This is a genomic window from Pseudomonas sp. TS_SC_3 (genome assembly GCF_056156225.1).
The window spans coordinates 1,617,583-1,629,995 of sequence record NZ_CM149586.1; the positions used below are offsets into that span (position 1 = coordinate 1,617,583).

Genomic DNA, 12,413 nt, shown 5'->3' on the forward strand with positions numbered 1-12,413 from the left:
TAGAGCACCTGCCCAGGTTTAAGTTGCGCTGCGGCAGGCCCTATACCGCCCTGACCCGTGCTCAAGCGCTGGCCTTAACCGCAATTTGCGGGCTGGGATGAAAGAAGATGTGCTCGATAACCGGGCCAATGGCAATTTCGCCAATTTCCTCATACCCCTGGCGTTTGTAGAACGCTAGGTAGTGAGCATTGCCGGTATCGAGCACCACGCCCTGCGAACTGGGGTCCTCGGCGCACCAGTTATGCAGCGCTTCGAGCAGTTGTTCGCCCAAACGCTGGCCCTGGTATTGCGGGTGAATCCCCAACAAAGGCAACACGTGATACGCCCCAGGCGGTAAACAGGCAATTACGGCATCGTGGTATTCCAAGTAGCGTTTGGTGCAGCGAAAACCGGTGGTGAGCAGCATACGCATACGCCAGCCCCAGCTTTCGGTGATGTCCATGCGCCGTTGCGGGGGTGCGATCAGCGCCATACCAATCAGGCGATCGTCGATCAGCAAGCCAATGGCCGGCAAATCTTCGCTAAAGTGCTGCTGCACCAACTCGCGCACGGTGGCGCGCACACGCTGGTCATAGCCTGGGCGCTCAGCTTCAAGCAGGTAGGCAAAGGTGGGGTCATGGCGGTAAGCGTGGTAAAGCAGCGAGCGTGCTTCACGGGCATAGCCACTGTCGAGCATACGAACTTCGGCGAGACTATTAGGCATCTGCTTGACCTCTGTTTTTCTTGATGTGGTGGGCCTGCGGTCACGTTAGCACCGCACATCACCCGCCGCTACAGGCTGGCCGGTCACGCGCGCAATGGGCTAGCATCGCGGCTTTTCCAGAACACCATTCAGGACAGCCGCCCATGAAGATCGTCTCCTTCAATATCAATGGCCTGCGTGCCCGACCGCATCAACTGGCCGCACTGATCGACAAGCACCAGCCAGATGTTATTGGCCTGCAGGAAACCAAGGTGGCCGATGAGCAGTTCCCTGAAGCAGAAATCCGCGAGCTGGGCTACCACGTGCATTACCACGGCCAAAAGGGCCACTACGGCGTGGCCCTGCTCTCGCGCCAAGCGCCGCTGAGCCTGCACAAAGGCTTCCCCGGTGATGCTGAAGATGCCCAACGACGCTTTATTTACGGCACCTTTGCCGATGCACAGGGCAACCCGATAACCGTAATGAACGGCTATTTCCCGCAGGGCGAAAGCCGTATCCACCCCACTAAGTTCCCGGCGAAACAGCGGTTTTATGCCGATTTGCAGAACCTGCTGGTGAGCCAATTCACTCCACAGCAGGCGCTGGTGGTGATGGGTGACATTAATATTTCCCCTGAAGATTGCGACATCGGCATCGGCGAGCCTAATCGACTGCGCTGGTTGAAAACCGGTAAGTGCAGCTTCCTACCGGAAGAACGCGAGTGGCTGGCGACCCTGAAGAGCTGGGGCTTGGTCGACAGCTTCCGCCACCTCAACCCGAGCGTGAATGACCGCTTTAGTTGGTTTGACTATCGCAGCCGCGGTTTCGAGGATGAGCCAAAGCGTGGCCTGCGTATCGACGTGATTCTCGCCTCTCAGGCGTTGCAGGCACGGATCAAAGATGCCGGCATCGACTACGACCTGCGCAGCATGGAAAAGCCCTCCGATCATGCGCCGATCTGGCTGGAACTGAGCGAATAACCCTGCACCAGAGCGCTTAGCTGGAAACTGACTGTCATCTTGCAGTCACTTTTTTGTCTTATCGTCGCGGCACTTTCACTCACCCATACAAGGTGTTTGCCGCATGCCGCGCGCCCGCTCTGCTTCTGATCGTGAAACATGGACCCGTGCCATCAGTTTTTTGTTGCTCGGCTCCATTTGCTACGCCTTGCCTTGGTCGGTATTTGCCGCCCTACCCGTGTCCAGCGAGACACGCTTGCTGCGCATTCAAGGCTCCAACACCATTGGCGCGCGGCTTGGCCCAGCGCTGGTCAAAGGCTTGTTGGAAGAACAGGGTTTGAGCGCTATTCGCATCGAGGCGGGCACGGCGGAAAACGAGCAGACGATTATTGGCACAACCACCGATGGCCGACGCGTCAGCATTGATGTCGCGGCACACGGCTCAGGCACGGGCTTCACCGCGCTGGCTGATGGCAGCGCCGAGCTGGCGGCTTCTTCACGACCGATCAAGGACAGCGAAGCCTCCAGCCTGCTGAGCCTGGGCGACCTGAAAAGCGCCGATGCCGAACAGATCATCGCGCTAGACGGCCTGGCCATTATCCTGCACCCAAACAATCCCCTTCCCGCCCTGAACACCCTGCAGCTGGCACAGGTATTTGCCGGTGAAATCAGCGACTGGGCGCAACTCGGCGCACCCGCCGGCGCGATAACCCTGTACGCCCGCGATGACAAGTCCGGCACTTTCGACACCTTTAAAGAGCTGGTGCTAAGCGCCAACGGCAAAACCCTGGCCAGCACCGCCAAGCGTTTTGAATCCAGCGAAGCGCTTTCCGACTTGGTGAGCCAGGACCGTAACGGCATTGGCTTTATTGGCCTGCCTTATATCCGCCAGGCCAAGGCTGTGGCGATTGCGGCCGGCGAATCGCAGCCCATGCTGCCCAGCCTGACCTTGATTGCCACCGAGGATTACCCGCTGTCACGCCGGCTATTTTTGTATAACCAGCCGCAGTCAAGTAACCCTTGGGCACGTGCCCTGGTGCAGTTCGCCCACAGCCCGCGCGGTCAAGCCATTGTCGAGCAGAGCGGGTTTATTGCGCAGACGGTGCAGGCCGTAAACATCCCCGCCCTGGCGCAAATGCCGGCGAGCTACAAGGCCCTGGCGGAAAACGCCCAACGTCTGTCGGTCAACTTTCGCTTTCAGGAAGGCAGCGCCAGCCTAGACAACAAGGCTCAGCGCGACCTCGACCGCCTGCTGGCTTACCTGCAAGCGCAGAATAAACTCCAGGGCAGCGTGGTGCTGGTTGGCTTCGGCGATGCCAAGGCCGACCCCGCGCGCGCCGAATTACTCTCCAAATTACGCGCCATGGCAGTTCGCCGTGAGCTGAGCAAGAACGGGGTCGTCTTTCGCGACATCATCGGCCTCGGCGATGAACTGCCCGTAGCCACCAACAGCGCCGATGAAGGCCGGATCAAGAATCGCCGGGTCGAGGTTTGGGTTTACTGATCGATGCTGCTGACCGCCCGCCATCACGCACAAGGCCCGCATTTGCGGGCCTTGTGCTGTGCAGCTGAAACGCCTTAACGGCTGGCTTTCATCACGTCTTTCGACACGTATTTGCCAATTTCAAACTTACCAATCGCTGCACGGTGCACTTCGTCCGGGCCGTCAGCCAGGCGCAGGGTACGCTGCATGGCGTACCAGTAGGCCAACGGGAAGTCGTTGGAAACCCCGGCGCCGCCGTGAATCTGGATGGCGCGGTCAATCACTTTCAGCGCCACGTTCGGTGCGACCACCTTGATCTGGGCGATCTCACTGGCGGCGATCTTGTTGCCCACGGTGTCCATCATGTACGCCGCATTCAGCGTCAGCAGACGTGCCATGTTGATTTCCATGCGCGAGTCGGCGATGTGATCAATGTTGCCGCCCAGACGCGCCAGCGGCTTTCCGAAGGCGGTGCGGCTGATCGAGCGCTCGCACATCAGTTTCAATGCACGCTCAGCCATGCCGATGGAGCGCATGCAGTGATGAATGCGGCCTGGGCCAAGGCGACCCTGGGCAATCTCAAACCCTCGGCCCTCGCCCAGCAGCACGTTCTCGTAGGGCACGCGGACATTTTCAAACAGCACTTCGGCATGGCCATGCGGTGCGTCGTCGTAACCAAATACCGGCAGCGGGCGCACAACCTTCACGCCGGGGGCGTCCATCGGCACCAGAATCATCGAATGCTGGGCGTGGCGCGGACCATCCGGGTTGGTCAGCCCCATGAAGATCATGATTTTGCAGCGCGGATCACACGCCCCGGAAGTCCACCATTTGCGGCCGTTGATCACCCATTCATCGCCCTGGCGCACGGCGCTGGCCTGCATATTGGTGGCATCCGAGGACGCTACACCGGGCTCAGTCATGGCGAAGGCGGAACGGATGGTGCCGTCCAGCAGCGGCTTGAGCCACTGCTCTTTCTGCGCGTCGTTGGCGTAGCGCACCAACACTTCCATATTGCCGGTGTCCGGCGCGGCACAGTTGAACGGCTCAGGGCCGATCAGCGAACTGCCCATGATCTCGGCCAGCGGCGCATATTCGGTATTGGTCAGCCCAGCCCCAAGTTCTGAGTCCGGCAGAAACAGGTTCCACAGGCCTTCGGCTTTGGCCTTGGCCTTCAGCTCTTCCATTATCGCCGTAGGCTGCCAGCGGTCGCCTTGGTTGATCTGTTGCTCGAACACGGCTTCGGCGGGATAGACATGGGTCTCCATAAACGCGGTGACGCGCTCACGCAGCTGCTGAACCTTGGGGGAGTAGGCGAAATCCATGGTGGCTACCTTCTGACACTGATTTTTAGGGAATTCGATGAGGTGAAATGATGCTAGAGCAGGGCTAAAAATTTATCTAATCTATTCTCAGCGTGTATAAACATTCATCACCGATATATGATCCATCGATAACAACAATCTGCGGAGCGAGCGTGTCATGAATCTCAACAAGGTCGACCTCAACCTCTTTGTCGTCTTCGATGCCATCTACACCGAGGCCAATCTGACCCGCGCCGGGCAAATCGTCGGCATTACCCAGCCTGCTGTTTCCAACGCCCTGGCTCGTTTGCGTGAAACCTTTAATGACCCGCTGTTCGTGCGCACCGCCCAAGGCATGGTGCCCACGCCAATGGCGCAGAACATCATCGGCCCGGTGCGCAACGCGCTGCAGCAGCTGCGCATCTCGGTGCAGGAAAGCCGTATTTTCAACCCGGCACAGGCCAACAAGACCTTCCGCATCAGCATGACCGACCTGACTGAAGCGATCATCCTGCCGCCGCTGTTCCAGCGTCTACGGCGCATGGCACCCAACGTAAATATCGAGAGCATGCTCGCGCGGCGTCGCGAAACCACCAAGGAGCTGGCCGCCGGCCGCCTGGATTTTGCAGTGGACGCACCGCTTAACACCGACCCGCAGGTGCGCCACGTTAAATTGATGGAAGACCGCTACGTCTGCGCCCTGCGCCGTGGCCACCCCATGGCTAAAGATAAAATCAGCCTGGACGAATACATGGCCCTGACCCATATCCATATCTCCAGCCGCCGCAGTGGCCTCGGTCATGTTGACCTGGCGCTGGGCCGCATGGGTATTCAGCGCAAGATCGCCCTGCGCTCACAGCATTACTTGATGGCCACCACCGTGCTGCAGAGCACCGACATGGCCATGACCGTGCCGGAACGCTTCGCTCGGCGTAATGATCTGCACTTCGTTGAACTGCCGATCAAGGACATGACTCCGCTGGAAACTCACATCTATTGGCACGAAAGCACTGATCAGGACCCGGCCAACCGCTGGATGCGTGAGCAGATCATCGAAATATCCCAACAGGCTGTGGCCCGGGAAAAGAAAGCTTAACGGTGGGTGCATCGCACCATCAGCGGTGAAGGAAATCGCCTTGCAGTGGCCATCACTGTGTTTCAATGCCCGACGGCCCTGCCTTTGAAACCGCAGGCGATTAGCTCAGGCGCCGCACGAGGATCACACCATGAATTCAATCCGGCTTATCTCTATCGCGCTGATCGTGGCGGGCTTGTTGGGGCTGCTGTACGGCGGTTTCAGCTACACCAAGGACAGCACTGCAGTGAAGCTCGGCCCCATCGAATTTTCGGTGCAGGAGAAAGAACGCGTTAACGTTCCGGTTTGGGCCGGCATCGGCGCCATACTCGCGGGCGGCTTGCTGTTCGGTTTTGCCGGTAGAAAGCCGTAAGCCTTTATTAAGCTGTAGCACCCGGCGGATTAACCGCTCAGGCTCGGGTGCTGAGCGATCCCCCCCCTTCATGCTGCGCAGTACCTAGCCACAGCTCATACCAGAGCAGCCATATCCCGCTAGCGAGCGGCCTTACACCTCAGCAAATATTTAGCTTAAAACGCTAAGCCACTGTTTTTAAAACCTTCCCACACCACTAAAAACGCCCCTCGCTTGATGCTCACTCACGCGGGTTGACTAAACTTACCTGCAAGCTTACGTTAACGTAAAGGTAAGCAAGAGCGCCGCCGTATGCCCATTATCACCTACTCCATTTCCGACCTGGCCCGCGAGCTGGACATCACCACCCGCGCCATTCGCTTCTATGAAGAGCAGCAGATGCTCAGCCCCGAGCGCCGTGGCCAGGAGCGTGTCTACAGCGCTAAAGACAAAGTCGCCCTCAAGCTGATTCTGCGCGGCAAGCGCATTGGTTTCTCGCTTGCCGAATGTAAGGAGCTGATCGAGCTGTACGACCCCGTGCACGGCAATCACAAGCAGCTGCACACCTTTATGGCCAAGATCGCCGAGCGTCGTGCTCAGTTGCAGCAGCAGTTATTGGACATCGAACAGATGCAGCTTGAACTGGACACTGCCGAAGAACGCTGTTTGGCGGCTCTAGCTGAAACTGATCAAAAACAATTAATTACCTCCTAAACCTAATAACAATTCTTACAGGTGGAACCATGAGCTATCCGTCCCTCAACTTCGCCCTTGGCGAAACTATCGACATACTGCGCGAGCAAATCCAGGCTTTCGTCGCCAGTGAGCTGGCCCCACGCGCCGCCGCTATCGACAGCGAAAACCAGTTCCCCGCCGATATGTGGAAGAAGTTTGGCGACATGGGCCTGCTCGGCATCACCGTTGAAGAGGAATACGGCGGTTCTGGCCTGGGCTACCTGGCCCACGTGATCGCCATGGAAGAAATCAGCCGAGGCTCGGCCTCGGTCGCCCTCTCTTACGGCGCACACTCCAACCTCTGCGTTAACCAGATCAAACGCAACGGCACGCCTGAGCAGAAGGCCAAGTACCTGCCCAAGCTGGTCTCTGGCGAGCATATCGGTGCTCTGGCGATGAGCGAGCCGAATGCCGGTTCCGATGTGGTGAGCATGAAGCTGCGCGCCGATAAGCATGGCGATCGCTATGTGCTCAACGGCAGCAAGACCTGGATCACTAACGGCCCAGACGCCAACACCTACGTGATCTACGCCAAAACCGACCTGGACAAGGGCGCACACGGTATCAGCGCCTTTATCGTCGAGCGTGACTGGAAGGGTTTCAGTCGCGGCAACAAGTTCGACAAGCTCGGCATGCGTGGCTCCAACACCTGTGAGCTGTTCTTCGACAACGTTGAAGTGCCAGAGGAGAACGTGCTCGGCCAGCTTAATGGCGGCGTGCGCGTGCTGATGAGCGGCCTGGATTACGAGCGCGTGGTGCTGTCCGGCGGCCCAACCGGGATCATGCAAGCCTGCATGGACGTGATCGTGCCCTACATCCACGACCGCAAGCAGTTCGGCCAAAGCATCGGTGAGTTCCAGCTGATTCAGGGCAAAGTCGCCGACATGTACACCCAACTCAACGCCAGCCGCGCCTACCTGTACGCCGTCGCGCAAGCCTGCGACCGGGGCGAAACCACGCGCAAGGACGCCGCCGGGGTGATTCTCTATACCGCCGAACGCGCCACACAAATGGCCCTTGATGCGATCCAGATTCTCGGCGGCAACGGTTATATCAACGACTACCCCACCGGCCGCCTGCTGCGTGACGCCAAGCTCTACGAGATCGGCGCTGGCACCAGCGAAATCAGGCGCATGTTGATCGGGCGAGAACTGTTTAACGAAACGAAGTAAGGCAGTTGCCTGATGCAGGGTGGAAAACCGCAAAGCGTTTTCCACCAGAGACGGTGGATGGATAAAGCGCCATCCACCCTACGCATTGAACCGGAGCCAACTCGATGGCCATTCTGCACACCCAGATCAACACCCGCTCGCCGGAGTTCGCCGCCAATAGTGCGGCGATGCTCACCCAGGTCAACGACCTGCGCGCCCTACTCGCCCGCGTTCATGAAGGCGGCGGTGCCAAGGCTCAGGAGCGTCACACCTCGCGCGGCAAGCTGCTGCCACGTGAACGAATCAACCGCCTGCTGGATATCGGCTCACCGTTTCTTGAGATCGGCCAGCTGGCCGCCCATGAGGTGTATGGCGAAGAGGTGCCGGCGGCTGGCGTAGTGGCCGGTATCGGCCGGGTCGAGGGTGTGGAATGCATGATCGTGGCCAACGACGCCACGGTAAAAGGCGGCAGCTACTACCCGCTGACCGTGAAAAAGCACCTGCGCGCGCAAACCATCGCCCAGCAGAACCGCCTGCCGTGCATCTACCTAGTGGATTCCGGCGGCGCCAACCTGCCGCGTCAGGATGAAGTGTTCCCGGACCGCGAGCACTTCGGTCGGATCTTCTTCAACCAGGCCAATATGAGCGCCATGGGCATCCCGCAGATCGCCGTGGTCATGGGCTCTTGCACTGCGGGCGGCGCTTATGTGCCGGCCATGGCGGATGAAGCGATCATGGTGCGTAACCAGGCCACCATCTTCCTCGCCGGCCCGCCGCTGGTAAAAGCCGCCACGGGTGAGGTGGTCAGCGCCGAAGACCTCGGCGGCGCCGATGTGCATTGCAAAACTTCAGGCGTGGCCGACCATTACGCCGACAACGACGAACACGCTCTGGCCCTCGCACGGCGCAGCATCAGCAACCTGAACTGGCGCAAGCTCGGCGTGTTGAACGCTCGTGCGCCAATCAACCCGCTGTACAGCTTGGATGAGCTGTACGGGGTGATTCCGGCCGACGCCAAGCAGCCCTTTGATGTGCGCGAAGTGATTGCCCGCATCGTCGATGGCAGCGTATTCGATGAGTTCAAGGCGCTGTTTGGTGCAACCTTGGTGTGCGGCTTTGCGCATATCCACGGCTACCCGCTGGCGATCCTGGCCAATAACGGCATTTTGTTTGCCGAGTCCGCACAAAAAGGCGCGCACTTTATCGAGCTGGCCTGCCAGCGCGGCATTCCCCTGCTGTTTTTGCAGAACATCACCGGGTTTATGGTCGGGCAGAAGTACGAAGCCGGCGGCATCGCCAAGCACGGCGCCAAGCTGGTCAACGCCGTGGCCTGCGCCAAGGTGCCGAAGTTCACCGTGATCATCGGCGGCAGCTTCGGCGCCGGTAACTATGGCATGTGCGGCCGCGCTTATGACCCGCGCTTTCTGTGGATGTGGCCGAATGCACGCATCGGCGTGATGGGTGCCGAACAGGCCGCTGGCGTGCTGGTGCAGGTCAAACACGAACAGGCTGCCCGCGCCGGGCAGAACTTTTCCGCCGAAGAAGAAGCCGCGCTGAAGCAGCCGATCCTCGAACAGTACGAACGTCAGGGCCACCCCTACTACTCCAGCGCCCGCCTGTGGGATGACGGTGTAATCGACCCGGCGCAAACCCGCGACGTACTCGGCCTGGCGCTGTCTGCCAGCCTGAATGCGCCAATCGAGCCGACCAGATTTGGCGTGTTCCGCATGTAATTCGTGGGAGGGGCTTCAGCCCCGATACTTTTCGCCTTGTCGCGGCTAAAGCCCCTCCCACAGAGCCAACTCATTCTTCGAGTCGAACACAATGAACGACTTCACCACCGTACAACTTGAGAAAGACCCACGCGGCTTTGCCACGCTCTGGCTCAACCGCGCAGAGAAGAACAACGCCTTTAACGCCGAGATGATCCGCGAGCTGATTCTCGCCCTCGACGCGGTGATGGCTGACAAAAGCCTGCGCTTCCTGCTGCTGCGCGGCCGTGGCAAGCACTTCTCTGCCGGCGCGGATTTAGCCTGGATGCAACACGCGGCGACCCTGGACTACACCGCCAACCTGGCCGACTCGCGCGAACTGGCCGAGCTGATGCACAACCTGTATCAGCTAAAGATCCCCACGCTGGCGGTGGTGCAAGGTGCGGCCTTTGGCGGCGCGCTCGGGTTGATCAGCTGCTGCGACATGGCCATTGGCACCGTTGACGCCCAATTGTGCCTGTCCGAAGTACGCATCGGTCTGGCACCGGCGGTGATCAGCCCCTTTGTCGTGCAGGCGATTGGCGAGCGCGCCGCACGGCGCTATGCCCTGACGGCCGAGCGCTTTAGCGGTGAGCGTGCTCAGGAACTGGGGTTGTTTGCCGAGTGCTATGCCAGCGAGGAGTTGGAGCAAGCCGTGGTCGAGTGGGTCGACACGCTGCTGCTCAATAGCCCGCAGGCCATGCTGGCAAGCAAGGATTTACTGCGCGAAGTCGGCAGCGGCGTGCTCACCCCGGCGCTGCGCCGTTACACAGAAAACGCCATCGCCCGCATCCGCGTCAGCGCTGAAGGTCAGGAAGGTCTGCGCGCCTTTCTGGATAAACGTAAACCCGCCTGGCAGGAGCAATAAGCATGAATATCCCCCGCAATAGCCGGCTGGTTGAACGCCCATACCTCCGGCAGGAGCCAAACCCATGAGCCTCAAGCCTATCGACACCCTGCTGGTGGCCAATCGTGGTGAAATCGCCTGCCGCGTGATGCGCACGGCCAAGGCCATGGGCATCCAAACCGTGGCGGTCCACAGCGCCATCGACGCAGGCGCCCGCCATGTGCGCGAAGCCGATTTGGCGGTGAACCTGGGCGGTGCCAAGCCGGCGGACAGCTACCTGTTGATCGACAAGATCATTGCCGCGGCCAAGGCCAGCGGTGCTCAGGCGATCCATCCGGGCTATGGCTTTCTTTCAGAGAACGCCGATTTTGCCCGTGCCATTGAAGCCGCCGGGCTGATCTTCCTCGGCCCACCCGCCTCTGCCATTGACGCCATGGGCAGCAAATCCGCCGCCAAAGCGTTGATGGACGCCGCTGGTGTGCCATTGGTGCCGGGTTATCACGGCGAAGCACAGGATGTTGAAACCTTCCGTGCGGCGGCTGAGCAGATTGGTTATCCGGTGCTGCTGAAAGCCGCTGCCGGTGGTGGTGGCAAAGGTATGAAGGTGGTCGAGCGTGAAAGCGAACTGGCCGAAGCCCTGGCCAGCGCCCAGCGCGAGGCACAATCGTCGTTCGGCGACGCGCGCATGTTGGTGGAAAAATACGTCCTCAAGCCGCGCCATGTGGAAATTCAGGTGTTTGCTGACAGCCATGGCCATTGTCTGTACCTGAATGAACGTGACTGCTCGATCCAGCGCCGTCACCAGAAGGTCGTCGAAGAAGCCCCAGCGCCGGGACTGTCCGTCGAACTGCGCCGCGCCATGGGCGAAGCGGCAGTCAAGGCGGCGCAGGCTGTCGGTTATGTCGGCGCGGGCACCGTGGAATTTTTGCTGGATGAGTGCGGCGACTTCTTCTTTATGGAGATGAACACCCGTCTGCAAGTGGAACATCCTGTCACCGAGCTGATCACCGGCTTGGATCTGGTTGCTTGGCAGATCCGCGTCGCCCGCGGCGAGGTGCTGCCGATCACTCAAGAACAGGTGCCGCTGATGGGCCACGCCATTGAAGTGCGCCTGTACGCCGAAGACCCAGACAACAACTTCCTGCCTGCTACCGGCACCTTGGCACTCTACCGCGAAGCTGCGCCCGGCATAGGCCGCCGGGTCGACAGCGGGGTGAGCGAAGGTGATGAAGTCTCGCCGTTCTATGACCCGATGCTCGGCAAACTCATCGCCTGGGGCGAGAACCGCGAGGAAGCCAGGCTGCGCCTGCTGGCCATGCTCAAGGAAACCTGCGTCGGCGGCGTTAAAACCAACCTGGCGTTCCTGCAACGTGTGCTGGCCCATCCGGCCTTTGCCGCTGCCGAACTGGACACCGGCTTTATCCCGCGCCATGAAGCCCAACTGCTGCCGCCGGTGATTGAGCTGCCGGACGAGTTCTGGCAACTGGCGGCCGATGCCTTTGTGCAGAGCGAAGCGCCGCTGCAGCGCCATGATGACTATCACTCGCCCTGGTCACATAACAACGGCCTGCGCCTGGGTTTACCGGCTGAAATCGATCTGCACCTGAGTTGCAACGGCAGCGAGCGCAAAGTGCGCCCCAACAATAGCGCACGCCTGAACGGCGATTGGTTGACCTGTAGGAGCGAGCTTGCTCCTGCAGAGGTGGCGCGTCGTCTGCGCGCCATTCGCCAGGGCGATATCCTCTATCTGCACTATGCCGGTGAATTGCACACGGTCACCCGCTTCGACCCGATTGCCGAAGTCGAAGCCAGCCATCAGCAACACGGCGGCCTGACAGCCCCGATGAACGGCAGTATCGTGCGGGTGCTGGTCGAAGCCGGCCAGGACGTAGAAGCCGGCACCGCGCTGGTGGTGCTGGAGGCGATGAAGATGGAACACAGCATCCGCGCGCCACAGGCCGGGACGGTCAAGGCCCTATATTGCCGCGAGGGCGAAATGGTCAGCGAAGGTGCCGTGCTGGTGGAGCTGGAAGAAGCCAGCGATTAGCGGATATGTGGGAGGGGCTTTAGCCGC

Annotated in this window: 11 protein-coding genes; 9 read left to right on the forward strand and 2 right to left on the reverse strand. The window is 60.1% G+C overall.

Features of this window, described 5'->3' with window-relative positions:
• Positions 1–61: 61 nt before the first annotated feature.
• A complete protein-coding gene (locus tag AC0J6G_RS07825; RefSeq protein ID WP_475252861.1) occupies positions 62–703 on the reverse strand; it encodes a GNAT family N-acetyltransferase in 642 nt (213 codons plus the stop codon).
• A gap of 143 nt (positions 704–846) precedes the next feature.
• Here AC0J6G_RS07825 and xthA point away from each other — a divergent pair, with 143 nt between their 5' ends.
• Both xthA and AC0J6G_RS07835 read left to right on the forward strand, forming a co-directional pair.
• Complete coding sequence (xthA, locus tag AC0J6G_RS07830) at positions 847–1,662, forward strand: exodeoxyribonuclease III (protein ID WP_475252863.1); 816 nt, start codon at positions 847–849, stop codon at positions 1,660–1,662.
• A 103-nt stretch (positions 1,663–1,765) separates the two neighbouring features.
• Complete coding sequence (locus tag AC0J6G_RS07835) at positions 1,766–3,145, forward strand: phosphate ABC transporter substrate-binding/OmpA family protein (RefSeq protein WP_475252865.1); 1,380 nt, start codon at positions 1,766–1,768, stop codon at positions 3,143–3,145.
• A gap of 74 nt (positions 3,146–3,219) precedes the next feature.
• Here AC0J6G_RS07835 and AC0J6G_RS07840 read toward each other — a convergent pair whose 3' ends face one another.
• The gene (locus AC0J6G_RS07840) at positions 3,220–4,449 is read right to left on the reverse strand and encodes an acyl-CoA dehydrogenase (RefSeq protein WP_475252867.1); all 1,230 of its coding nucleotides are present in this window, start codon (positions 4,447–4,449) and stop codon (positions 3,220–3,222) included.
• A gap of 157 nt (positions 4,450–4,606) precedes the next feature.
• Here AC0J6G_RS07840 and AC0J6G_RS07845 point away from each other — a divergent pair, with 157 nt between their 5' ends.
• The 7 genes from AC0J6G_RS07845 to AC0J6G_RS07875 all read left to right on the forward strand — a co-directional run bounded on the left by AC0J6G_RS07845 (position 4,607) and on the right by AC0J6G_RS07875 (position 12,386).
• Entirely contained in the window at positions 4,607–5,524 is a 918-nt protein-coding gene (locus tag AC0J6G_RS07845) for a LysR family transcriptional regulator (protein WP_475252869.1), read from the forward strand.
• Between the two features lie 130 nt (positions 5,525–5,654).
• On the forward strand, positions 5,655–5,876 hold the full coding sequence (locus tag AC0J6G_RS07850) for a hypothetical protein (protein WP_475252871.1): 222 nt from the start codon (positions 5,655–5,657) through the stop codon (positions 5,874–5,876).
• A 291-nt stretch (positions 5,877–6,167) separates the two neighbouring features.
• A complete protein-coding gene (locus AC0J6G_RS07855) occupies positions 6,168–6,569 on the forward strand; it encodes a MerR family transcriptional regulator (protein ID WP_475252873.1) in 402 nt (133 codons plus the stop codon).
• 29 nt (positions 6,570–6,598) lie between these two features.
• A complete protein-coding gene (locus AC0J6G_RS07860; protein ID WP_475252875.1) occupies positions 6,599–7,762 on the forward strand; it encodes an isovaleryl-CoA dehydrogenase in 1,164 nt (387 codons plus the stop codon).
• A gap of 104 nt (positions 7,763–7,866) precedes the next feature.
• Positions 7,867–9,474, forward strand: coding sequence for a carboxyl transferase domain-containing protein (locus AC0J6G_RS07865; RefSeq protein WP_475252877.1), 1,608 nt, complete (start codon positions 7,867–7,869; stop codon positions 9,472–9,474).
• A gap of 91 nt (positions 9,475–9,565) precedes the next feature.
• Entirely contained in the window at positions 9,566–10,360 is a 795-nt protein-coding gene (locus AC0J6G_RS07870; RefSeq protein WP_475252879.1) for a gamma-carboxygeranoyl-CoA hydratase, read from the forward strand.
• A 64-nt stretch (positions 10,361–10,424) separates the two neighbouring features.
• Entirely contained in the window at positions 10,425–12,386 is a 1,962-nt protein-coding gene (locus tag AC0J6G_RS07875) for an acetyl/propionyl/methylcrotonyl-CoA carboxylase subunit alpha (protein ID WP_475252881.1), read from the forward strand.
• Positions 12,387–12,413 lie beyond the last annotated feature (27 nt).

Excerpts from the sequence above, each read along its gene's own strand:
- AC0J6G_RS07825 (WP_475252861.1), bottom strand. The coding sequence starts at position 703 with ATGCCTAATAGTCTCGCCGAAGTTCGTATGCTCGACAGTGGCTATGCC.
- xthA (WP_475252863.1), top strand. The coding sequence starts at position 847 with ATGAAGATCGTCTCCTTCAATATCAATGGCCTGCGTGCCCGACCGCAT.
- AC0J6G_RS07835 (WP_475252865.1), top strand. The coding sequence starts at position 1,766 with ATGCCGCGCGCCCGCTCTGCTTCTGATCGTGAAACATGGACCCGTGCC.
- AC0J6G_RS07840 (WP_475252867.1), bottom strand. The coding sequence starts at position 4,449 with ATGGATTTCGCCTACTCCCCCAAGGTTCAGCAGCTGCGTGAGCGCGTC.
- AC0J6G_RS07845 (WP_475252869.1), top strand. The coding sequence starts at position 4,607 with ATGAATCTCAACAAGGTCGACCTCAACCTCTTTGTCGTCTTCGATGCC.
- AC0J6G_RS07850 (WP_475252871.1), top strand. The coding sequence starts at position 5,655 with ATGAATTCAATCCGGCTTATCTCTATCGCGCTGATCGTGGCGGGCTTG.
- AC0J6G_RS07855 (WP_475252873.1), top strand. The coding sequence starts at position 6,168 with ATGCCCATTATCACCTACTCCATTTCCGACCTGGCCCGCGAGCTGGAC.
- AC0J6G_RS07860 (WP_475252875.1), top strand. The coding sequence starts at position 6,599 with ATGAGCTATCCGTCCCTCAACTTCGCCCTTGGCGAAACTATCGACATA.
- AC0J6G_RS07865 (WP_475252877.1), top strand. The coding sequence starts at position 7,867 with ATGGCCATTCTGCACACCCAGATCAACACCCGCTCGCCGGAGTTCGCC.
- AC0J6G_RS07870 (WP_475252879.1), top strand. The coding sequence starts at position 9,566 with ATGAACGACTTCACCACCGTACAACTTGAGAAAGACCCACGCGGCTTT.
- AC0J6G_RS07875 (WP_475252881.1), top strand. The coding sequence starts at position 10,425 with ATGAGCCTCAAGCCTATCGACACCCTGCTGGTGGCCAATCGTGGTGAA.